The sequence below is a fragment of the [Clostridium] ammoniilyticum genome (genome assembly GCF_025566905.1).
Taxonomy (GTDB): domain Bacteria; phylum Bacillota_I; class Bacilli_A; order Erysipelotrichales; family Coprobacillaceae; genus Faecalibacillus; species Faecalibacillus intestinalis.
Map to the genome: position 1 here is coordinate 16,352 of NZ_JAOQJR010000016.1, position 24,183 is coordinate 40,534.

The following is a 24,183-nucleotide window of genomic DNA, read 5'->3' on the forward strand; positions in this document are numbered from 1 at the left end:
TCTATTTTACTATAGAAATGATAAACAAGCAAGATTAGATCATCTGAATCACACTTTGTTTTTGTTTTCTTTCAACTACAAGTTGTCGTTCAATACGATCTTTTAAATCACTAACGTGTGAGATGATTCCAATTAATTTATTTTCATGATGCAATTCCATTAAACAATTCATTGCTTGATCTAATGATTGACTATCTAAAGAGCCAAACCCTTCATCAATAAAAAGCGTATTTAATTCAATTCCTCCAGCATAATCTTGAACCATTCTTGAAAGTCCTAAAGCAAGAGATAGAGCTGCTTTAAAGGATTCCCCACCAGAAAGTGTCTTAATACTTCTAACATTTCCACTTTCTTGATCAAAAACATCTAATTCTAACCCTTGCTGACTTCTTCCTTTACCTGCATCATCTTTTCTTAATAATTGATATCTTCCTTGACTCAATTGTTTCATGATCACATTGGCATAAATCAACATATTTTCAAAATAATTTGCTAGTACATATCTTTCAATCGACACTCTTGCATTATTTTTACCACTTGCTAGATTATAAAGATCTAAATATCTTTGATAAGTATCTTCATCTTTTTTTAATTGTTGATTGATTTTTTGAATATCTTTGATCATTTTTTCTTTTAATGAATAATCTATTTTTAATTTTTCTAAATCATCATTTTTTTCTCTCAATTGTTGATTTACTTCTTTAATTGTTTCACTTAAAGAAGATAAATCAACATATGTTGAATCTTTGACTTCATTTTCTAATGAAATAATTTGTTCATTTAAACTCTTTAAAGAAATTAAATAATCTTGATATTTCTTTTCTAAGATACTGATTTGATTGATTTGTGTTTTTAAATTTAAAAATTCTTCTTCATTTATAAATGCATCTAAAGCAGTATGATATTTATTATCTAATTCATCATATATTTCTTGTTCTTGAATAATTTGTTGATTCAATGACGAAATTTTTGTTTTTATTTCAAGATATTTATTTTTGACCTTTTCATAAGCCTGTTGAATAGTTTCTATTTCTAATGAAAGTTGACGATATTTTTTTTGAATTTGTTGATAATTTTTATTAACTTCTCCAATTTCATATTGGAGCATTGAATCATCTAATTTACCAGATAATTGATGAATTTGTACTTGAATATTCTCTAGACTTTGTGCTTGTTTTAATTCTTTACTTTCATAAGTAGACATATCTTTCAATGAAAGAGCCACACTCTTTTTAAGCTTTTGAATATATTTAAGTTCATCTTGTAATTCAAGATATTCTTTTTTCATTCTTTTTTCATCTTTTGATAAATGATCTAATTCTTTAATAAAGATTTCTTTAGATAACTCTTCTTGAATATTAAGTTCACTTGAAAGTTGTTTTGTTTGTTTAACAAGCATTTCCTTTTTTTGATTATATAAGAGTATTTTTTGTAAGATATCTTGTAACCTATGTTCTTGTTGTTTTACTTTTTTAGCTTGTTGATCTAATTTTTCTTTTGTTATATCTTCTTTTTCAATTTGTGCCGGATGAGGATGATGTAAAGAGCCACAAATAGGGCAAGGTTGATCCTCTTTTAATTGTAATGCAAAAATACCTGCTTGTTTTCTAAAATACAATTTTTCCATTTGATTATATTGCATTTTTTCATGATCAACTTGTTTTTCAACAACTGTATAGTCTTCTTGTAAATCACTTTTATTTTCATTAAGTTTGAGTATTTGATCATAATAATCCGACAATTGATGAACTTTTACTTTTTGTTCGTTTAAACGAACATATTGTTGTTTGATCAGTTCATATTTAGATTGTACTTGTTGTTCACTTTGGATTCTTTCTTGATCTCTTTGCAACCCATTTTCAAATTTTTCTTTCTTTTTTAAAAAGAGTTTATGTTCTTCATCTAACATTCTATATTGTTGTTTTAGAGTTTGTAAGTTTTGATAATCATTTTGATATTGATAGATTTGATTGATTAATTGTTTCGTTTCTTGAATTTGGTTTTGTAATTTTTCTTTTGTTTGTTGTTTGTAGTCAAGAGAATTTGCTTGTACCTTTTTTTCTTGATAATCTTTTTCAAGTTTTTTTAATTGTTTTAAAAAATCTTCTTGATTTAAGTTTAAGGTTTGAAGTTTCTTTTGTTGTTTAATATAAGAAATATATAAATAATTTGTTTCTTGTGCTTTTTTTAAAGTATCTATAGTTTTATTTAATTCTTGATAATCATTTTCTTGTTTCTTTAAATCTTGAAATTGTTGTTTTAAATCTTTTAATTGTATTAATCGTTGATTTTGCAAGCGATAGAGTTGTAATTGTTGTTTCTTTTGATCTAAATCTTTTTTTAAATCATCATATTCTTTTTGTTGACTTGCGATAAGTTTTGTTTGTTTAGATAAATATTCTTGATGATCTTCAACTTGTAATTCTTGCATCAAATCTTTCCTTTTATTCAATAACAAATCATATTTATCTTGATATACTTTCAAATGAACTTTAAGTTTTTCTTCTAACTTTTGATACGTTTCACTATGAAATAACTCTCTTAATACTTTTTCTCTTTCATCACTTGAAGCCATAATCAATTTTGTAAATTCTCCTTGAGCAATCATACAAATCTGTTTAAATTGTTGATCATCGACCCCTAATAAAGAAATCATTTTTTGATTGACTTCTTTAATACCTTCGACCATTTTGCCATCTGGTAAAGTAAGTAACGCTGAAGGTTGTTTAGGTGTTTTTTTCCCTTCTAGATAATATTTAGGATTTCTTTTAATTGTATAATTTTGTTGATGCAAAGAAAATGAAAATTCAACAAAAGTAGGAATTTCATTTAAGGCATGATCACACCTTAAACTGTCTGTTTGTCTAATTTGACCACTTGTTTTACCATATAAGGCAAAGATCATGGCATCAAAAATCATCGTTTTTCCACTACCTGTAGGCCCTGTAATTAAAAAGAGACCATCTTCTTGAAATGATTCAAAATCGATTGTGATTGTATCTGGATAAGGTCCAAACGCTGACAATGTAAGGCTAATGGGCATCATCTTCATTTACCTCCTCTAGTAATTGTTGAATAATTTCTTCACTTTCTTGACTCATTGCTTCACCTTTCATTTTTTCATAGAATTCTTTAAATATTTCTATTGGAGATTGTTTTTCAACATCTAAGGAAGAAGCTGTTTGATTTGTTTTAAGTTTTTCTAGTGATTGATAAGTAATTTGTAATAAATAAGGGTATTTTTCTTTTAAAAAATCATATGCGTGACCTATGACTTGTTTATCTAATAATTCTACCGCTACAAAATCATTTTCATTATTTGGATAATGTAAAACATCTTCATATTTTCCAACGACCTTCACTAGATCTTTTTGTGGCTTTAAAGGAATAATTTGCGTAGAAACCCCAGTTTCATCAATAGTTACTTCAACCATTCCTTTTTTTTGATGAACTTCATCAAATGAATACTTCATTAAACTTCCTGCATATCTTACATAATCATATTTAATTTTTTGACTTGCATGAATATGACCTAAAGCTACATAATCAAAATCTTTACATAAATCAACATCAATAATTTCACTACCACCCACGGAAAGAATTACTTCACTTTCACTTCTAATCACTTCTTTATTTCCCGCAATAAATTGATGTGTTACAAGAACTTTAGGATGGTCTTCAACAAATGTTTGTTGACTTAAATAATATGCAAAAGCATCCTGATACGTTTTTAAATCATCTTTTTCATATAAATAACGTATATAAGAAGGTTTAAAAAAAGGAACCAAATAAAAATAAACACCTTCTATTTCAATTGGTCTTATTTCTTTTTCAGGATAAGAAACAATATACAAACCTTGACTTTGAAGTAAAGAACTTGCAAAATCAAGTCTTTCACTGCTATCATGATTTCCTGAAATGATCAATACTTTTTTATGATAATGTAAAATCATTGCTTCTAAAAAATGATTTAAAGCAACTATACTTTCTTTAGAGGCAATCGCACGATCATAAACATCTCCAGCAATTACTAAAGTATCTATTTTTTTTTGAACCATATAATTCATCACTTGATTTAATAAATCAATTTGAATATCTAATAGATTATTTTGATAAATAATTTTACCTAAATGTAAATCCGCTAAATGTATAAATTTCATAATTCCTCCAAATCCAAACAATATATTCTTTTTATATAATCACCTTGATCAAAATCTTTCTTCAAACATGCAGGTACTTCTTTTGTTTCAAGATACTTAAATGGCAATGACTCAATAATCTTACGACTTGCTATATTATCAGGAGAACATGTAATCATTAATTGTTTAAATCCTTTTTCTTTTGCTTTATCAAACAATAATAAACAAGCATCTTTACTATAATGATGCCCTCGGTATTCCTTTTCTATCGTATAACCAATATGTCCATCATAATATCTTTCTTCATTACTACCTTCTCTTAAGACAATTCTTCCTACTTCTATATGATCGACCATGATTAAATATATATAATAAGGTTTCCAACCACGTGGAAGATTCTCTTTTTCATATGTTAAAAGTTCTAATTTCATAAAATCACCTATCCCTATTGTATCACGTATCTTTCAACAAATTAATATAATAATCTCTTTTAAATCCACTTATTTCCACTTTAAAAATTTATTTTACATATTCTTTATTTATTTAAAATATACTATTATAGATAGTAGGAAGTGGTAAATATGTATAATTTATATAAAGAATATCTAGAATACTTTGACTGGTTAGATAATCAAATACTTTTACGTTCTCGTGATAGAAAGCTTGAAAAAGCAAATAAAAAAAATGAAAATCTAATCAATGAAATAAAAGAAATGATTGATGAAACAAAAGAGAGCATTATCAAATACTCTCAACTAAAATTTCATGAAGAATAAATACTCTTTCTAAATATCAAATTTTAATTTTTTGATAAAAAAGAAGAAAAACACTCATAAAAAGTCAATATAAATAATGGAGGACTTTTTATGAACAAAAATAGAGAGAATTTTATAAAATATTCAAATGATTTATATTTTCATCATTTGCTTGTTGAAAATGAAAGAATTAGAACCCTTATTTGTCAAGAGCTTATTTTAGACAGGGAGATTGTTTCTACTAAATTAAAAAACGCACAACAATATGGTAAAAATTTCTATGAAAAGAAACTTATTTTAGATATTTTAGCTATTGATGATGTAGGTGATCTCTACAATATCGAATTACAAACTTATGGTTTAAATGAAGAGATACTTGTTCGTTTTGAACTTTACAATGCTGAACTTTTAAGACAACAAGTAAAACAGGGAGAAGATTATACGAGTGCTCATGTAGTAAGATCATTAATTATTAGTTATGGGCATATTCTAGAAAATACCCCTTATTATAAATGTCATTTTGAGATGGTTGATGATGAACATCATATTGTCTATCCATTTAATCGCATGGAAATAACAATTATTCAACTCGAATATATCAATCAAGTAATCAATGAAATGACGAGTTTTAATCAGTTGATGTATCTCTTTAAAAACGAAAAACCATATGATAAAATTGAAATAGATTATAGAATAAAGGAAGCGATACAAATGCATGACAAATATATATCTTCTGAAGAATCATACCTAGAATATCTTGATCGTTTAGATAATGAAATATTACTTCGTTCTCGTGATAGAAAAATTAAAGAAGCGAATCAAAAAGCCGAGAAAGAGAAACAAAAAGCCGAGAAAGAAAAGCAAAAAGCGGAGGAAGCAAACCAAAGAGCTGAAAAAGCAAATAACGAAATAGATAGTATTCTTGATGAAACAAAGGAAAGTATTATTAAGTATATTAAAATGCAATTTCATGAAGATATCAGTGATTTTATAAGCACTTTTTCTAAACAACAAATTCGTAATCTTCAAAAACATCTATATGATTTTGAAGAATTTGAAGAATTAAAAAACTATCTTCAAAAATCAAAGGGTTTGTCAAGAAAAGTGTGTAAGTAATTTAAACATTACTAAAAAATAGGTTATTCAAGTTTGTGATTATTTCTTGTAGTGTCACTAAAAGAACTTGTATTTAATAAGCAGCAGTGTTAAAACTTATCTTTAATACTGCTGCTTTTTGAGTATATAAAAGGTTATGCAATATATGAATAATTGCATCCTTCTCAAATCAAAAGAATAAGCAGACTCGCTTATTCTTTTTAACTATCTTATTAATTGTCTTAATTCTCCAACATCAAGAGAATATCTTTCTGCTACCATACGATTTACTTTTCCAGTATTTACTAAAGTAGCAAGTGATGCATTTAATGTTGTCATTCCTTCATTTCTTCCAGTTTGAATCATTGTATCTATTTGATGACCTTTATTTTCCCTAATTAAATTTTTAATAGCGTCATTAGCAATCATGATTTCTAAAGCAGCTGCTCTTCCTTTACCACTTGCAAGTGGTAAAAGTTGTTGAGTAACAACCGCTTGTAAAACAGAGGCTAATTGAGCACGAATTTGAGCTTGTTTATGAGGAGGGAAAACATCAATAATACGATCAATTGTTTTAGGAGCACCAATAGTATGAAGCGTACTAAATACAAGGTGGCCTGTTTCAGCTAAAGTAATAACTGCTTGAATCGTTTCATAGTCTCTCATTTCTCCAACAAGAATAACATCTGGATCTTCACGCATGGCACTTTTTAAAGCTGTATCAAAAGAATCAACGTCTTCATAGACTTCCCTTTGATGAATAAGAGCTTGTTTTTGTTGATATACATATTCAATTGGATCTTCAATGGTAAGAATATGACAATTTCTCATTGAAGAAATAAAATCAATCATTGCTGCTAAAGTTGTTGATTTTCCACTTCCTGTAGGACCGGTTACTAGAACAAGTCCTCGAGGAAGTAAAGCCAATTTATGTAAAACATCAGGTAAATTTAATTCTTCTAATGTCTTGATTTGTTCATTGATGATACGAATTGCGGCTGTCATATAACCTTGTTGAAAATAAATATTAACACGATGTCTTCCTAAATCATTTACATAGACAAAGTCAGCATCTTCATGTTTTTCTACAATCTTTAAAATTCGATCTTTACACATTGATAAAATCATTTCTTTTATTTCTTCATTACTAAAAGCTTGTTCAAATCCAATAAGTTTTCCATCTTGTCTCAATGTTATACCTGTATTTTCACCAATATGGACATCACTACATCCTTTAATTCTTGCATCATTTAAAATATCATTAATATTTGCCATAACATTCCCCTTTAATCAATATAAGCAATAATCTTATTGAATTCATCTACTGTTGTTTTACCTTCTTTAACTAGTTTTAAAGCTTGATCTCTTAAAGTTTCTACTCCTTGTTCTTCAACAAGATATTTCATAATATCATCTATTTCTTCTTGATTAGAAATCATTTTACGTACTTTACTATCTATTTCAATAACTTCATGAATAGCAATTCTCCCCTTATAACCTGTTTGATTACAATGAGGACAGCCTGTTCCTTTAGAAATATATTTAATTCCTTCTTGTAAAGCTAATCGATCAGATAAAGAAGTGGCTACTTCCTTTTTACAATAAGGACAAACCTTTCGCATTAAACGTTGAGCAACAACACCTACTAAACTGTTAGCGACCATATAAGGTTCAACACCCATTTCTTCAAGTCTAACAATCGTACTAATAGCGTCGTTCGTATGTAATGTACTGACAACCAAATGTCCTGTAATAGCTGCACGAACAGAAATTTCAGCAGTTTCTTTATCACGAGTTTCTCCAACCATGATTACATCTGGATCTTGTCTCATTAAAGCACGCAATCCTCTATCAAATGTAAGGCCAGACATTGTATTGACTTGCATTTGATTAATACGATTTAATTTTCTTTCCACAGGATCTTCAATCGTTGAAATATTGATTTGTCCTTGAGCTAATTTTTCAAGGATCATATAAAGTGTTGTAGTTTTCCCACTTCCAGTAGGACCCGTTACATAGATAATTCCATGTGGCATAGACATCATATGATTCACTTTCTTAAAGTTTTCTTCTGTCATTCCAAAAGTACTTAAGCGGTCAATAGTACTATTAGAATTCAAATAACGCATAACAATCTTTTCACCAAAGATGGTAGGAATAACAGATACACGAATATTTAATTCAACTCCATCAATTACTCCCATAAAATGACCATCTTGAGGTAATCTTTTTTCAGCAATATCCATGTTAGATAAAATTTTAATTCTAACAATCAAAGCCGCTTGTATATTTTTATTTAAATCTAAATAATCAACAAGCATTCCATCAATACGCATTCTTACATGCAATTTATCTTCAAATGGTTCAATATGAATATCAGAAGCACTTGTATTATATCCTCTAATTAACAATGAATTTAATAATTTAACAACAGGTGTATCATCTTCATTCGCATCAAATAAATTTAGATCCTCTTCTACTTCAGGTAAAGTCGATTCATCAATATCATCTACTAAATTCAAAGTATCAACATCTGAATAATATCTTTCAATAGCAATTTGAATATCTGCTTTTGTTGCAAGTGAAACACTAATACGACAACCTGAAACAAGTCTTACATCTTCTAACCCATAATAATTTAAAGGATCACTTGTTGCTACTGTTAACACATTGTCATTAAAAGCATAACCAATGACATTATATTTTTGTGCCATTGCTTCAGGAACCTTTTTAACAGCATTAATATCAAAATCTATATTATCCAATGAAACTAAAGGCTCAGCTAATTTATCAGATAAAGCTTCTAACATTTGTTGTTCACTAACAAAACCTAAATCTATTAAATGTTCCCCTAATCTTTTACTTCTATCTTTCTTTTGGGCATCTAATGCAATCTGTAACTGTTCTTCATTAATATACCCATATTCTTTTAATACTTCACCTATTGGTAAACTTTTCATGTGTCAACCTCCATCAATTTACTGTACTCCAAAAATAATTTGGATTTGGATTACCATTAACAATTTCTACCCTATGTGGCCATGTTGTTGGATTATTATCTTTATTTATATTTTGCATGGCTTTAAGATATCCTAAATCTTCAGCTTCAGAATATAAAACAATATCACCCTTTAAGTATGCACTATTTTTATTCCAGTCACGAGATAAAATTTGCCATCCAGAAGATGCACTTGATCCGGGACCTCCAGATCCATCCAATACTTTCAAATAATATTGTTTAATACCGTTTTTTTCTTCATTATATATATAATCACCTATTTTATAATCCGTTTTATTAACATCATATTTAGGAATGCTATTTATTTGGCTTTCCGTGAGTTGATCCAATTTATTTAAAACTGTATCAGTTCTTCTTATTGAAATATCATCACAATTATGTACATCTTTTGTAACCGTATTTTTAGGACCAATATACTTCCAATAGGTCTGCTTTCCATTAAATCCATCTGGCGCATATCCATCAGAACTATCACTGCCAACTCCCATAGAATACATATCCTGTAAGCATTGATAATAACATTGTTCTTTTTCAAAAAAAACAATATCACCTTTAGTATATGCACTGAGTGGACTATAATTTTTATCTATCTTTTTCCACCATCTTGCTTTACTTTTATCAGGTGAAGTAGCATTACTTTTATCTTGAATTAACTGCCACCATGACCCATCACAATAAACAAAATCACCTTTACTATAATGTCTTCCTTCTACATAATCACCACGATTATTTTTCGTATTAATACATTCAACCTGTTTAGCAACTGTGATTTCGCTATCCGTTTTGTCATTTTCACTATTACCTTTTGATGAGTCATCTTTTATATAATAAAGTTTTGTATTTTCTGATAACTGTGTCGTACTAGAAATATTACTAAATAAAGTCGTTTTATCAGTTGTATTAATATTAAAATTGACCAACTCATATGTATTCTTTGTTGAATATACTTCTTCTGTTCCATTTAAATACTTAAGCGTTAAATCCAAACGATATCCATTAGTGGTAAAACCTCTAACATCCATTTGTAAATCTCGATTATTAATATAATAGTCATCATCAAAAACTGCTTTACCATCACGATAAAGTCTACCTTTATTTTTATCGTTTTTTAATACATAAAGATAATGCCAATCTCTATCATCTGGTTTAGTATTTGATACTCTTACATCTGTTGCATAGGTGATTTCATTGCTAATAAAATCTAGAACACCATCTAATGTTTGTTTATCTAAAGATTTCTTGGTTGTTGTATCAAAATAACCTAATGAGTTGACTAAGATTCCACCAGTAATTGTCATAATAATAGAAGCTATTAAAAGTACAACAACAATTTCAACTAACGTCATACCTTTATTATTTACTTTTTTTATCATCTTAGTCACCCTCTTTTCTATTTTGATGTTGTATAATAAATCCATTCATTACCACTTATTATTTTATAAAACTCTGAATATGTTTTATTTTCAAATATTTTTGTACTTATTTCACTTTTTGGAATTAACCAAGTATCTTGATCATCTTCAACAGTTGTATTATCAAGCAATGCCCATATATCTGTTGGACGATCTCCTTTTTTTGCCTTATCACCAACTAATATGAATACGTATTTTTTGTATCCTTCATCTTCAAAAAAATCTTTATAAGTTAAATTTTCTCTAGTACTATCTGATATATACATACATGGTGTAATATATTTATACTTTTCCTTATCAAAATCTTTGTTATAAGTTCCAATAACCTCTAATAATGAATCTAGTTCTATATCAGGGTATATACTTGCATATAATTTAGGTAAATTTGTAATAAAATCTGATTTGTTTGCACCTGTTTTTTGCATCATCCACTCTTTTATATACTCTTTAGTCTTTCCTTCAAATAATTTATCATTTGACGTGACTCCTTGCTCTTTTAAATAATTCGAAAATTCTTGCATCATTTTGCAATAATTTTTATAAATATTTCTTCCTTTCACAGTTTCACTAATTTGGATAGATGGAATAAAATTTGAAAGATTAACATCTTTATATGTTTTACTTGTCGCCTTTTTATAAGTACCATTTACGACAATAGGCGTACTTCCTTCAGTTATAGTAATCGAATAATTAGCTAAAGTATCATCCACATCAATATCTGTATCTTTATTTTCTTCATCAACTAGAGCTTTTTGTTGCTTATTCGTTACATCTTTATAATGATTAGAATCTGTAAAAAGATTAAGTGCAGTAACAAAACCAACCACAATAATTAAAGATGCTGTACTAATAATTAATAGAGAGATGATTACTTCAATAAGTGTCATACCTTTTGTATTTTTCATATTCATCCCTCCTACTCAATTTTTAACCATTGATCTGTATTGCTTACAGCATTTTTTATACTGTCAACATTTAAAAAATCACTTTCATTAAATGATTTATTTTTAGTAACATACCAAGATTGATCATAATAAATAAGATAAACTCCTCCATTACTTGCACCACTTGAAGGAGATGCATAGATAAAATACTTCCCATTGCTATTTGGAAATATATGAAAATTAACATATAAATCTGGATACCATGTATTATTGTCAAAAACAATATTTTGATCTTTAACTTTTCGATAAATATCATCTTCTAATTTATCGAACTGATTATTTTGTGTCATACATGTTAAATACGCTTGTTTAATATGATAATCAGAGCCATCACTATTATTAAACCACCAATCGCAATTATAATTAGCATCCGTAGTTTTATTCATATACTTACATTGATCTTTATACCAATCAATAAATGTATAAATATTTTTAAAATCTCCATAGTATTGATTCAACATAACCGTAAGTCTTTTATCAAGTGTATCTGCTATATTACTTCCTTCTGGCAAACCAATATTATTGTCATTATCATTATCTGTACTACCATTATTCCCTGAATCATTTCCACTTGAACTACTATCAGTAGAAACATTTAAATTTCCACTCGTATCATACCTTTTACATTTCCATTGATTATTAGACTGCGTTAAATAAGCATAAATTGTATAATCTTCATCATGATAATTAGCTTTTAGTGATGCAATAATTAAATTTTCTTTTTTTCGATTAATTTTAATATTTGAAATTGTTCCATAAGGAACAGAACATTCCATCTTTGATACATTAATTTGTTTACCTGTATCTGGAATTAGCTGAGAACTATTTTCATCATTTTCAATAGCACCAGCTAGAGATTTAATTGCCGAATTGGCAATCAATTCAACTTGTGTCTTATTTCTATTTTTAATAGATTGATTATAAGACATATATGCAAAAGACAAAGAGGCACCTACAATGACTACAAGAACCATAATCAATGTAATTGCCCATACAATTGTTGATCCCTTTTTATTTTTCATTGTTTGCACCTCTTTTACTATTTTTCTACCATATAAACTGTATATGTAATTGTTAAATCCAAGTTACCTGTTGAATTTTCATAGGCAACAGAATTAATATGTAAACCACTCATATTTTTAACATCTTCAATTAAATTGAGTAAATTAGCTTTTGTTCCTTTACATGTTTGAGTAACAACACATGAATAAACTAAAGCATTGGATGATTTAGATTCATCTGTATTATCATTTGCGTTATCAGATGAATTATCATCACTCTTTTTACTTGATAAATCTGTTTGTGTTATTTCAGACATTGTTAAATTAGTAGGACTAATTTTATGTTCTATTGTTAGATTTGTAATCAATTGATCAATATCTTCTTTTGACATAAGATTGTAAAATTGATCATTTAAAGCTTTAATTTCTTGATTAACATTCATAATTTGTGTTTTGATATCTTCTGTTGAAGAAGATGAACTTGTTCCTTTTAATTCAGCAAGTTGTAATTCTAAACTATCTTTTGAAGACTTTAATGATGTATGTGACGTTAATTGTGGTTGTAATAAAATCAACCATCCAAAACAAACAATCAATAAAATCACTAATATATAAATCAATGTCTTTTCTCTAGAAGAAAGTTTTTTAAATGAATCTTTAATCTTGTCCACTTGTCGTTCCTCCTTCTAATGTACATGTAATCGATGATTTATAAGTAATTGGTGTCGTATTCGTTACTGCTTGTGTTGTTGTCGCACCTGTTGTAGGGTCTGTTACGGTTTCCGTTGTTTCACTAACACCACCATCTTGAGTATACCCATTGTAATCAACTGTTTTAAAAGTACCTGATTCTCTTAGTGTTCTTACTGTTTCTTCACAACCATTAACTTTAGAAGCTGTTACAGTAAGTGATATAGCTCCTGTTTCTTGATTAAATGATATTGAATCAATTGTTAAGTTCTTACATGATTTATCAATTGTTTCTAAAATACCTTTATCAATTTGAGGGTATTTTGATAATGTTTGTGTAATTGTTTGTAAGTTTGTAAGTTGTTCATTGAGCTTACTTAATTCTTTTTGTTGATCAGAATTTGTATTAGATGCTGTTGCAGCAAGAGCCTCTTCTATTTGTGTATGCAATGTATCAACATCCTTTTGCAAGTTCCTATTAGTGATTGTTAAATAAAGTGTACTTGTCGCAAAAATAAGAATGAGTAAAACAGGTAATGCGATAAGCAAGAGTGTTTTAGAATTTGTATTTATTTTTTTCTTTGTTTTATAGACAGATAAAAAATCAATATCTTTGTTACTGTTTCTTGCCATCTTATCTCCTCCATAAACTTCCTACAAATAAATATTTATGAATAGGAAAATTATTATCTTTACTACAAGTATAGTTTGTTGGTTTAAAACGAGATGTCTCAATACTCAAATTAGAAGAAATAGTTGACATCAACATATCTTCTTCATAAGTTTCTAGCCCAGCAAAATAGATTTTTTCTAATTGGGCATCTTTATAAGCACCTTTAGTAAACTGCATTAATTTAGTAAGTGAATTGGATAATTCAGTAATAAAAGCAACTGTTCCACGATCAGAGAAAATACGTGTTCTATTAGCTATTTCATATTGTCCATTAATAAATAAATAATGAATAACATCTTGTCCATTGATTACTGTTAAAACATAAGATAGATTTGTTAATTTAAGAATAGATTCTGTTAATTTAATAATTGAATTTGTCATAATATCAATTGATTCTAATGAAATTCCCATTTCATCAAACAAATCAATATACGGCTTTAAAAACTCTTTTTCCATTGCCGCACACAAAACAAGTTGACCTTCTTTACCCTCAACTTTATCTTTTATAACAGCATAATCATATAATAAATCCGTATATTGACTTTCAACATCAATAAATTCATCCTTTACAAATTGAAGCATTTGTTTATGAGAAACTTCTGGTAAAACAGAACACTTCACTAAAATTTGTCCACTATCGACAACAAGTCTCACACTATCAACATTTTCTTTTTTTAAATCAAGTAAAACATCTCTAACAGGTTGATCATCAAGAATATTCCCATCTAACATTGTTCCTTCAACAAATTCAAATTCTTTGTAAGAAGAAATATGAATATTATTCTTTGAAACATTTCCTTGAACCATTTGTAATCCTTTTGTTGATAAAAATACAATATAACTCATAATTCCTCCTACATATTTCCTACATTGTTATACAATGTATAAATTGGTAATAATACAGATATAATAATTAAACAAATAACAACTGCTAAAAAGATAATCATTAATGGTTGAATAAGGGTAATCATTCTTTCTGATGCTTGTTCTGCTTCAAAATCAAAATCATCTGCAAGAGTAGTAAGCATTGATTCCAAACGCCCACTTTCTTCTCCTACAAAAATACTACTTGTTAATTTAATATCAAAACCATCAATGTCCTTGATTGCTTGAGATAAACTTTCCCCGTTTCTTAATTTCTTAATAGCTCCGTCAAACTGTGATTCAATATAAACATTACCAATCGTTGTTTTAGCAATATTTAAAGCATTAACAATAGACATCCCACTTGTGTATAAAGAACATAAAGTTCTCGCAAATCTGCTCGTATAAATTGTCATCAACAATTTACCAAACTTAGGAATTTTTATTTTTAATTTATCTACTTGAAAACGTACCTTTTCTACTCTAAGTAAAGCAATAAAAGTGACAACCAAACCTGCAGCAATCAATAAGACAAAATACCAATAATCTTGTAAAAACTTAGAAATACTAATATTGATTTTAGTAATCAATGGTAATTCAACATTTTTAAAAATATCAAAGAAAGAAGGAAGCACTGCTAAATAAACAATCAACAAAACAGCAATTGTAATAACAATCAAAATAATAGGATACATCATTGCTGACTTTGTTTTACCTTTAATACGATGATCCTTTGAATACTGATTAGACATCGTTAAAGCCGTTTTATCCATATCCCCACTTGCTTCACCTGAGCGATACATTTGAATCATTAAATTAGGAAAAGCAACACCTTGAGCTTCCATAGCAGCGGATAAAGTATATCCTTGTTGTAACTTTATATAAATATTTTCATAAATTTTTTTTATTTTTTTATTATCTTCTCTTCGAAACATAATAGAAAAAATACGAATCAAAGATAAACCAGAAGCAAGCATTGTTCCTACTTCTCTAGAATAAGCTGATAATTCATTTAATTTCATTTTATACTGATTAACAGTCTTTTTAGTGACATCTTGGCAGCTTACTAAAAACAAATTTTGTTCTTTAAGCTTTCTCACTAAATCATTTCGATCATCAGCTTCTAACGTTCCTCTTATTGTTTTAGCTGACATATCTTTCGAAATATATTTAAATGTAGCCATTCTATCACCTCTTTACATCATTAAATTTAAATACCAACTTATAATTTCACTACCATAAGATAAAGCAATAAAAATACCAATTGATAAATAAGGACCAAAAGCAATATGTCCTTTTTTATTAATCTTTTTACTTACCAATAAATAAATACTATAACTTCCTGCAAGTAAAATACCAATAAAAGCAGCAAGTAAACTATACTTCCATCCTAAAGCTATTCCTGAGACAAACATTAATTTAATATCTCCACCACCAAAAGATTCAGCAATTAAAACATTTAATAAAATCATTGGTACAGAAATACAAAACATTCCAATAATGCTTTCTAACAAAGACATATGTCTTACATACATTAAAACAATAGATACAAGAAGCATAGCTATATTTAAACCATCAGGAATAATCATTGTATCAAAATCAATCATTGTAATCGCAAGTAAAATCATCGCAATCACAAACATTAAAATCGTTTCAATACTAAAACCAAAACGATAAAAACAAAACATACCAATCAATCCACCAAAAATTTCAATCAAAAAACCTCTAATAGGAATCGAAGTATGACAATAACGACACTTACCCCTTAAAAAAATATAACTTACAATAGGAACCAAATCACACCATTTTAAAGTCTCACCACAATGATCACAATGACTTCTTCCCTTGACAAAACTCTCGTTTCTAGGAACACGATCAATCACAACATTCATAAAACTCGCAACACACATTCCTATTAAAAACATATATACATAAATCAAAATAATAATTGAATCCATAAAAACCTCATCTAATCAAAATTATGATTACTATCAGTACTTACAATCTTTACATCCTTATTCTTTGTGAGTGTAGCTTCAATACGATGATCATCATCACTGATCCAATACATTTTATAAGTATTGCCATTTCTTTCTACATCAACATCATCTAACTCTGTCTTTTTCGCAATAATACCTTTTAATTGATTATTATCTGCAGTAGCAATTGTATTACCACTCAATATATCTTTAATATAATTATCTATAGCATCTTCACTAGGATCATCTGTTGCCTTATACTTAGCCACTTCCGTTTCAACCACTGTATAAATAGAATGCGCTTCTTGAATATAGCGAGACTCTTTAGCTTCATTTACATAACCAATTACAGAAGGTACAGCAATTGCAGCTAAAATAGCTAAGATTACTAATACAACAATAATCTCTACCAACGTAAAACCTTTCTTATTCTTCATCTTCCTCACCCTAATTAACACTTACTGTTATATCTTTATTTCTTTTAATTACAGAATAAACATTCTTTCCATCATCACTTTTAAAATTAACATAGTACTTTGCATTATCTTTTCCAATATGACTACAAGTACCAAACGTCACATTTTGAATACCCGTTTTTTTTGTTATTGTTTCTGTTAATTCTTTTTTATACTCAGTATTATTATTATAAGTATCATCATTTAATTCATTGCCTAAAGCTTTATACCTTGCTTCCTCTGTTTGAATAACTGTATAAATAGAATGAGCTTCTTCAATATAGCGTGTCTTTTTAGATTCATCTACATATCCAAGAACAACAGGTACAGCAATAGCAGCTAAAATAGCTAAAATCACTAACACAACAATAATTTCTACCAACGTAAAACCCTTGTTATTCTTCAATCTTTCCTTCATATGCCCATTCCCCTTTTTTGGTTATATTATAACACATATATACAAAATTTCTAATAATCCGACAAATATCTATTATAATTACAAGAAATAATTAAACAAAAATGGCTTATAATAATATAAGTCATTTTAATATGCTAATTATTGACTAACAGAAAGAATATCTACTTTCTTATTTTTTGTTATTTGTGCGTCTATTATTTTACCATCTTCACTTGTCCAATTTAAAATATATATCTTTGAATCTGAATGGATATTACTTACTTTAGGTATTCCGGTTTTTTGAGAAACAATTCCTTCACCCACTGTATTAAATTTTGATTTATCACAAATTTTAGCATACATATAATCTTCCGCTCTATTATAATTCGATGGTTTATCTGTATAATCTATTTCATTTGCAAGTTTTGTTTCTTCAACCTGAATAACAGTGTAAATAGCTTTAGCTTCTGCAATATATTTTTCTTTTTTTGCTTCTTCAACATATCCTAAAACAGAAGGAACAGCAATTGCAGCAAGTATTGCAAGAATAACTAATACAACAATTATTTCTACTAATGTAAAATCTTTTCTATTATTAACTTTCTTCATAATATCACATTCTTTCTATAAGTATTATCATTTTATAAACAAAGGAAGCCACTGAGTGCTCAGTGGCTTTACCTTTATAATCAATTATTCTGTTACATCTGCAACTGTTTCACTTTTTGAATCAATAGTTATATCTTTATTTTTATTAACTGTAGCTTTGATTCCTTTTCCATCATCTGATTTCCAAGTAATTACCCATTTAGTTGCATCACCAGTAGCTGGTGTACGTTCAATTGTACCTACTGATAATGAAGTTGTACTTTTAACTTGTTTTTTGAATGCATCAGTTAAACCACTATCACTATAGATTGCAGCATAATTATTATCTTCTAATGCTTTACATTTAGCTTCTTCAGTTTGGATAACAACATAGATTGATCTAGCTTCTTGAATGTATCTAGATTCTTTAGCTTCATTTACATATCCTAATACTGATGGTACAGCAATTGCAGCTAAGATAGCTAAGATTACTAATACTACGATGATTTCAACTAATGTGAAACCTTTTTTGTTAGATTTTTTTTGTAATTTTTTTAATAAATCTTTCATCATTTCTTTTTTTCTTCTCCCTTGTCTTGATATTTAAAGAAATCCTAGAAAGTTAAAAACCACCTATTATTTTGGTGGTTGCTATAACTTATAGATACACGAAAATATATCTTAATAGGTTAGGGCAACCGGCGATCATAGCACTTACGTACTTTAGACCCTAGGGCTTTGCGTCACTGTTTTTCAACAGCTTTGCCTTTTTCTTTTCTTTACAAATGTATAATAATATTTTTAAAGGGAATTTGCAACAAATGCCCTTTAAATTCGACCTTTTTTCACATATTTTTATAATTGAACAATCAATTCTATTATTTTTTGATAGCTATTTTTAACTATTTGTAGAAGTTTACCTGCTTCTTCAAGTTCTTCATCATTTAAGTTTTCTTTTTTTCTTAAACATTCTGTTAAATTACAACTTGCTTGATATAAATCATCAAATCCCAAATTAACACTTGTTCCTTTCAAGGTATGAATAAAACGGAAGGCTTCTTTATAATCAGCTTTATTAAAAGCATCAATAAGATTATCAAATGTTTCATCATCTTTAAATTTCAATACAAATTTTTTAATAAATTCTTCATTAAGTAATCTTCTTTTAACATCTTCAAAGTTCCCACCAACTTGTTTGTAAAATTCTTCTAACTCCATAAACAACTCTCCTATAATATTTCTATATCTCCTAATACCCCTAAAGCTTCTTCACCATCATAAATAACTTGTACAGTTATTTTAACATCTTTAATTGTATTATTGATTTTAAGTTTTGTATTCATCGAAAACTTATCTTTTTCTTTTTCTAAATCAATAGTTTGTTGTATGAATACATTAAAATCATTATTAATAAATAGTTTTGTAACTTTTTCATTACTTAATGGATCTATAATTTTAGGTTCTATATTTAATAATAATGCATCTTTTTTAGATAATGTAAGTAATGGTGGTACAACTGAATATTCAAATTGAATATTATTAGATAATTCACTGTAAAATTTATATTTTGATTTTTCAAAATATAAATCTTGATAAAGTAAATTAGATAAATTAAGACCTTCATCTTTTAAATGTTCTTGTGTACGTTCTTCAAAATATTCATTATCTTCATAAAATTCATTAATTTTTAAATCATTTTGAATGTATGATTCAATATCCATTAAACATTCTATAAGTAAAGGATTAAAAACACCACATTTGCCTTTTTGAATCATTTTTAAAGCTTCTTCATGACTATAAGCCTCTTTATAAACACGTTTACTTGTTAAAGCATCATATGCATCAACAATTGAAACAACTTGTGCCGCAATAGGAATTTCTTCTCCTTTTAAACCATCTGGATAACCATTTCCATCATATCTTTCATGATGCCATCGACATATTTGATAACCATATTTTACAATTGGTTCATCATTATAAAATGGTAAACTATTTAACATCTTTGCACCGATGATAACATGTGATTTCATAACTTCCATCTCTTCTTTAGTAAGGGATGATGGTTTATTTAAGATTTCTTCTGGAATAGCAATCTTTCCTATATCATGTAAAGAAGAAGCCACTTCAATTGAAATCATATCATCTAAAGTTAAGGAATATTGATTTGTTTTCTTAACTAAAATATTTAATAACAATTTTGTAAGTTTTTTAATGTGTAATACATGTAAACCACTTTCTCCATTACGTGATTCAACGATATGACTTAAGATCATAATCATCATATCGTTATTTTTATATTTTTCATAGATTTGTTTATTAATAATGGTTGTAAGTTTTTTTTGTCTTTTATAATGAGAAATAATATTATTAACTTTTTTTAAGACAACAGCAGATGAAAACGGTCTTGTAATATAACCTGATATCCCTAATTCATAGGCTTTTTCAATACTTTGATCATCTTTATTGATAGAAATAATCATCACTGCTATTTCATCAATTAAATGATTTTGATTCATATATTTTAAAACCTCAAAACCATCCATTTCAGGCATAACAAGATCTAATAAAACAAGCGCAATATTCTTATCAGCTTTCATATACTCTAAAGCTTCATAACCGTTTTTTGCTTCTATAACTGTATATTGATTTAATATTTCTGATAATATTTCACGATTAAATTTTGAATCATCAACAATCAGTATTTTCCCATTTTTATCCATCCTAATCACCCTCATTACACCTTATTAATTTTAAATAAATATTTTTCCCAGATAAAATCGTATATCTTCTACTTAATTTATTATACCACTTTAATCCCTTTTGATTTTGATATAATAAACTAATAAAGTGAGTAATAATATTAAGTTCAAATTCTTCTAACTCTATTTCACCATAAAAACTCTTTTCAAATAACTCACAAACTCTTAAAAATTCTCCTTCATAAATGATTCCCATCTTTTCTAAAGTATCATCCACTTTTAAAGAATCTAAACCTAAACGATAATCAATTCCATAAGATTTTAAATACATCTCCATCAATCCATATAAATACTTCACTTTTAGAGTAACCGAAGCTCGTTGATAAGCATGTTTAATTCCAATATTTAAGAATAATCTTCTAATTTCTAAGTAGATCCAAACAATAAATAAAACAACACATCCAATTGTAAAAACACCCATTACAAGTGATTCCATACTTTCAAGACCACTAACAATGTTATAAATCATTCCACCATTTTGACCATCATTAACACCTTGAGAATCCTTATGTCCCTTTTCAATATTTACTTGACTATTATCTCCTTGTGGAGTAGCAACCATATTCATCAGTGTATAAACATCATAATAATATCCCGGTGTTACATCTATTGGTAACCATCCCATACCATCAAAATAAACTTCTACCCAAGCATGACCATCTTTTGATGTAAGAGTAGCATTCCCTTCTTCATCAATAGCGTCACTTTTTAATAAATATCCTTCAACATATCTTGCTGGAATATTATAATGGCGAAAAGCTTCTACTGCTGTTGAAGCAAATAAAACATCATTTCCTGAAATCTTTTGATTTAAAAAATCTTCAAGAACATTTTCACTTTGAGTATTTGTTTTTTCATCATATTTCATATATTTAGTAAGTGTATCTCTAATATGTTGTGAAATTGAATAAATACCTGTATTTTCAAATTCATCTTGATCAAATAAATGAGCAATTGTTTTTTCTAATCCCTGATCAACTGTCTGATAATTTTCATAAACAAATTGTCGATAAACAGCTTCTGTATCTAAATATTTCTTTTGAGATTTATTTGGTTGGTTAAGCCAGTCACTTCCTGTCATCAATTCACTTGGTGAGACAGAAGATGTTTCTGTATAACTATAATTCTTTGTTCCAAAGAGAGCATTTGACTTTAAATTAAGATCTTTTTGAATCAATGATGATGAAACATCTTTTTTAGAAACAGAATAAGGTGTATAGAGATATTTTTTATTAGCTCCTGTATTATTAATTTCTACTTTTTGAGATGTATCATCTAATTGAGATAATTTTTCATAAAGACTATATTGATAAGATGAAGAAAAATTCTTGTTTTCTAACCATTTCAACATTCCTTCATGTTTTCCATTATAACTTGCTCTTTTTAAATCTTGCCATTGATTATTTTGTAAAGTACTCCCTACAAACCCCTTTAAATACAAATTCTTTCTTTGTGAAACAGCTAATTGTAGACGTTCTTCTTCATTTTCATGAATTATAGATGCTTGCTTTAAATTACCTTGTGGAAGATTATCTTTACCATATCGAAGATCTTCTACTTGTTGTAAGACTTCTTTTTTTATTTGTTGTAAAGATAAATTATCTTGATAAACAGGTAACGCTATAGCCACAAAAATAATTGAAATAATCACAAGCCATTGAACTGTTTTTGAATTGATCACTTTATTTTGGTAATACATCCAAATCATCAAAAGAGTGATTATACAAAGTGATCCCCCAATAAAAGAAAAACGATCAATCCATAAAGTAAAGGCAAAAACAATGGAAAAGATAAGAATAATACCCATCATTTTTTCTTTTTTTATCGAATGATAAATAAAATAAGTAATAAATAGAATAACAACCAAACTAAAAGCTTGTATATGACTTGTTGTAATAGCTTTAGTCATCATCAAATTTCTAGCATCATCAAATTGAACATTATACCATTGAATACAATAATTTATAATTCCCCAAAAGCCATAATAAAAACTTTGAAATGAATAAATAATCCCAATAATAAAAGTCATCACTATAGGGAAAATAATCTCTTTTGTTTTTGTTTTATAAGATAAAAGATTTACTCCTATTAAAACAAATAAACTGACAATAATTTCTAACAACCATGAACTTTCTACGATACTATGATAAAAGCACAAAAAACTAATCACTAATACAAATGAATAAAGGAGGGTCGTACTTAAAGAAATAATTTTATTTTTTTCCATTTTTGACCTCCTTATATTTCAAAACGATATGTATTTTCATCAATTAAATCAACAGGTAATTCATATAATTGATTTTGATGATGTTTTGTTGTTTGTACTTTTTCAAGATGATCTTTTACAGTGATTGCACTAACACTTAAAAAATCATTTAATTTTGAAATTTCTTCATTGAAATTTCCTGCTGTAACATAAATCATTTTTGTAAAAATCAAATCTAACTGTTCACTCATAAAAAGATGTAATGCATCTCCGTTTTGTAAAGAAACACCTTTATAAAACCATTGTTCTAATGTCGTATAGTAATCTTGAACATTATTCATTTCTAACCAATAAAAACTTCCATGATCATAAAGTGCTACATAATGACCTATATTTTTAAGTAATAATTCTTGTGACATACTCATTGCAAAAGATAATGCTTGTGATAAAACCTTTTTATCAACTTCTTCATTTTGATCATTTAAACCAATATCTACAAGTAATACAATTTCGAAGCTACTATGATGTGTTCCTTCTTTTAAAAGCATCTGTTGCATTTTAGCACTCAATTTCCAATGAACATGTCGTATATCATCACCAGGATAATATGTCTTTAAATCATAAATTTCAGACATATCCAACCCTTTTCTATATTGATACTGGAGTAGTCCATTTTCATAAGGTTTAGAAAGTTCATTATACAATAGATTCATCTCGATTTTACTAGGATACACTATCATATGATATTTTTGGTTTTGATGTAAAGAAACTCTACAAAAACCAAATACATCATATAAATAAATATTTTCATAAGAAAATGTTACTTCTCCACAATATGTTGCTGTATATTGATGTTCTTTCTTCGAATATTTCATTCCTAAAGGAATAAATATTCTTTTTCTAATTTGACTTTGTAACGTATTGTTTTCATAAACAAAATCATACTCTATTCTTCCAGAAACAAGTAATCTATATTGACTTGTTATTTCAGATACAAAAGATAAACGTTTTCCTACTTCTCCTTGTTTTTGTCCATGAAGATCAAGTTGAATATAACGTGCTTCTAATTTCAACAAAATGAAAAGCATAAGAGGAAATAAAATACTTATTGCCCAAATAACTAAAAAGTAGAAATAAGTCGAATAAATATATGCAATAAAAATGAGAATATTGATAACTGCATAAACAAAATATTTATTTTTCATAA

The 24,183-nt window shown here is 27.6% G+C and carries 23 protein-coding genes and 1 riboswitch; of the genes, 2 read left to right on the forward strand and 21 right to left on the reverse strand.

All coding sequences use genetic code 11. The features are described 5' to 3' along the window. Nucleotides 1-34 precede the first annotated feature (34 nt). The 3 genes from OCV55_RS12200 to OCV55_RS12210 are packed head-to-tail and all read right to left on the reverse strand — an operon-like array spanning nt 35 to nt 4,570. Nucleotides 35-3,046: an AAA family ATPase gene (locus OCV55_RS12200; protein WP_267309936.1), complete on the reverse strand. Its 3,012-nt coding sequence runs from the start codon at nt 3,044-3,046 to the stop codon at nt 35-37. Then, complete coding sequence (locus OCV55_RS12205; RefSeq protein ID WP_032091648.1) at nt 3,033-4,160, reverse strand: exonuclease SbcCD subunit D; 1,128 nt, start codon at nt 4,158-4,160, stop codon at nt 3,033-3,035. Before OCV55_RS12205 ends, OCV55_RS12200 begins: the two co-directional genes overlap by 14 nt. Continuing rightward, nucleotides 4,157-4,570, reverse strand: a complete 414-nt coding sequence (locus tag OCV55_RS12210; RefSeq protein WP_032091649.1) for a GNAT family N-acetyltransferase — start codon at nt 4,568-4,570, stop codon at nt 4,157-4,159. The genes OCV55_RS12205 and OCV55_RS12210 overlap by 4 nt, the downstream gene beginning before the upstream one ends. Before the next feature lie 150 nt (nt 4,571-4,720). Between OCV55_RS12210 and OCV55_RS12215 the strand changes: the two genes are divergently transcribed. Both OCV55_RS12215 and OCV55_RS12220 read left to right on the forward strand, forming a co-directional pair. Then, a complete protein-coding gene (locus tag OCV55_RS12215; protein ID WP_147580747.1) occupies nt 4,721-4,915 on the forward strand; it encodes a hypothetical protein in 195 nt (64 codons plus the stop codon). Between the two features lie 90 nt (nt 4,916-5,005). Continuing rightward, complete coding sequence (locus OCV55_RS12220; RefSeq protein ID WP_147580748.1) at nt 5,006-6,010, forward strand: PD-(D/E)XK nuclease family transposase; 1,005 nt, start codon at nt 5,006-5,008, stop codon at nt 6,008-6,010. 204 nt (nt 6,011-6,214) lie between these two features. On the opposite strand, the gene OCV55_RS12225 is transcribed toward OCV55_RS12220, so the two are convergent. The 18 genes from OCV55_RS12225 to OCV55_RS12310 form a co-directional block, all read right to left on the reverse strand. Continuing rightward, a complete protein-coding gene (locus OCV55_RS12225) occupies nt 6,215-7,264 on the reverse strand; it encodes a type IV pilus twitching motility protein PilT (RefSeq protein ID WP_118306730.1) in 1,050 nt (349 codons plus the stop codon). 11 nt (nt 7,265-7,275) lie between these two features. Next, nucleotides 7,276-8,949 carry a GspE/PulE family protein gene (locus tag OCV55_RS12230; RefSeq protein ID WP_032091652.1) on the reverse strand — a complete coding sequence of 558 codons (1,674 nt, stop codon included), beginning with the start codon at nt 8,947-8,949 and terminating at the stop codon, nt 7,276-7,278. Nucleotides 8,950-8,962: 13 nt separating this feature from the next. Further along, a complete protein-coding gene (locus OCV55_RS12235; protein WP_256187293.1) occupies nt 8,963-10,381 on the reverse strand; it encodes a PilW family protein in 1,419 nt (472 codons plus the stop codon). 17 nt (nt 10,382-10,398) lie between these two features. Further along, nucleotides 10,399-11,325 (reverse strand): type IV pilus modification PilV family protein, encoded by a 927-nt coding sequence (locus OCV55_RS12240; RefSeq protein WP_147580750.1) that lies wholly within the window; start codon nt 11,323-11,325, stop codon nt 10,399-10,401. An 11-nt stretch (nt 11,326-11,336) separates the two neighbouring features. Further along, entirely contained in the window at nt 11,337-12,386 is a 1,050-nt protein-coding gene (locus tag OCV55_RS12245; protein ID WP_147580751.1) for a hypothetical protein, read from the reverse strand. Between the two features lie 17 nt (nt 12,387-12,403). Further along, on the reverse strand, nt 12,404-13,036 hold the full coding sequence (gene gspM, locus OCV55_RS12250) for a type II secretion system protein GspM (RefSeq protein ID WP_147580752.1): 633 nt from the start codon (nt 13,034-13,036) through the stop codon (nt 12,404-12,406). Next, entirely contained in the window at nt 13,023-13,688 is a 666-nt protein-coding gene (locus OCV55_RS12255) for a hypothetical protein (RefSeq protein ID WP_147580753.1), read from the reverse strand. The genes gspM and OCV55_RS12255 overlap by 14 nt, the downstream gene beginning before the upstream one ends. A gap of 1 nt (nt 13,689) precedes the next feature. After that, nucleotides 13,690-14,574 carry a type IV pilus biogenesis protein PilM gene (pilM, locus tag OCV55_RS12260; protein ID WP_147580754.1) on the reverse strand — a complete coding sequence of 295 codons (885 nt, stop codon included), beginning with the start codon at nt 14,572-14,574 and terminating at the stop codon, nt 13,690-13,692. An 8-nt stretch (nt 14,575-14,582) separates the two neighbouring features. Then, entirely contained in the window at nt 14,583-15,776 is a 1,194-nt protein-coding gene (locus OCV55_RS12265) for a type II secretion system F family protein (RefSeq protein WP_147580755.1), read from the reverse strand. A 12-nt stretch (nt 15,777-15,788) separates the two neighbouring features. Then, entirely contained in the window at nt 15,789-16,550 is a 762-nt protein-coding gene (locus OCV55_RS12270; RefSeq protein ID WP_147580756.1) for a prepilin peptidase, read from the reverse strand. Nucleotides 16,551-16,561: 11 nt separating this feature from the next. Beyond that, a complete protein-coding gene (locus OCV55_RS12275; protein ID WP_147580757.1) occupies nt 16,562-17,008 on the reverse strand; it encodes a type II secretion system protein in 447 nt (148 codons plus the stop codon). Nucleotides 17,009-17,018: 10 nt separating this feature from the next. Beyond that, nucleotides 17,019-17,444, reverse strand: coding sequence for a type II secretion system protein (locus OCV55_RS13995; RefSeq protein WP_147580758.1), 426 nt, complete (start codon nt 17,442-17,444; stop codon nt 17,019-17,021). A gap of 138 nt (nt 17,445-17,582) precedes the next feature. After that, a complete protein-coding gene (locus OCV55_RS12285; protein ID WP_147580759.1) occupies nt 17,583-18,032 on the reverse strand; it encodes a type II secretion system protein in 450 nt (149 codons plus the stop codon). 84 nt (nt 18,033-18,116) lie between these two features. Then, the gene (locus tag OCV55_RS12290) at nt 18,117-18,584 is read right to left on the reverse strand and encodes a type II secretion system protein (protein ID WP_032091662.1); all 468 of its coding nucleotides are present in this window, start codon (nt 18,582-18,584) and stop codon (nt 18,117-18,119) included. A gap of 117 nt (nt 18,585-18,701) precedes the next feature. Then, a riboswitch (cyclic di-GMP riboswitch) is annotated at nt 18,702-18,788 on the reverse strand. Between the two features lie 78 nt (nt 18,789-18,866). Further along, entirely contained in the window at nt 18,867-19,229 is a 363-nt protein-coding gene (locus OCV55_RS12295; protein ID WP_147580760.1) for an Hpt domain-containing protein, read from the reverse strand. An 11-nt stretch (nt 19,230-19,240) separates the two neighbouring features. Continuing rightward, a complete protein-coding gene (locus OCV55_RS12300) occupies nt 19,241-20,731 on the reverse strand; it encodes a response regulator (protein WP_267309937.1) in 1,491 nt (496 codons plus the stop codon). A gap of 1 nt (nt 20,732) precedes the next feature. Beyond that, on the reverse strand, nt 20,733-22,997 hold the full coding sequence (locus tag OCV55_RS12305) for a transglutaminase domain-containing protein (protein WP_147580762.1): 2,265 nt from the start codon (nt 22,995-22,997) through the stop codon (nt 20,733-20,735). A gap of 11 nt (nt 22,998-23,008) precedes the next feature. Beyond that, the gene (locus tag OCV55_RS12310) at nt 23,009-24,181 is read right to left on the reverse strand and encodes a DUF58 domain-containing protein (protein WP_147580763.1); all 1,173 of its coding nucleotides are present in this window, start codon (nt 24,179-24,181) and stop codon (nt 23,009-23,011) included. Between the last annotated feature and the right edge of the window lie 2 nt (nt 24,182-24,183).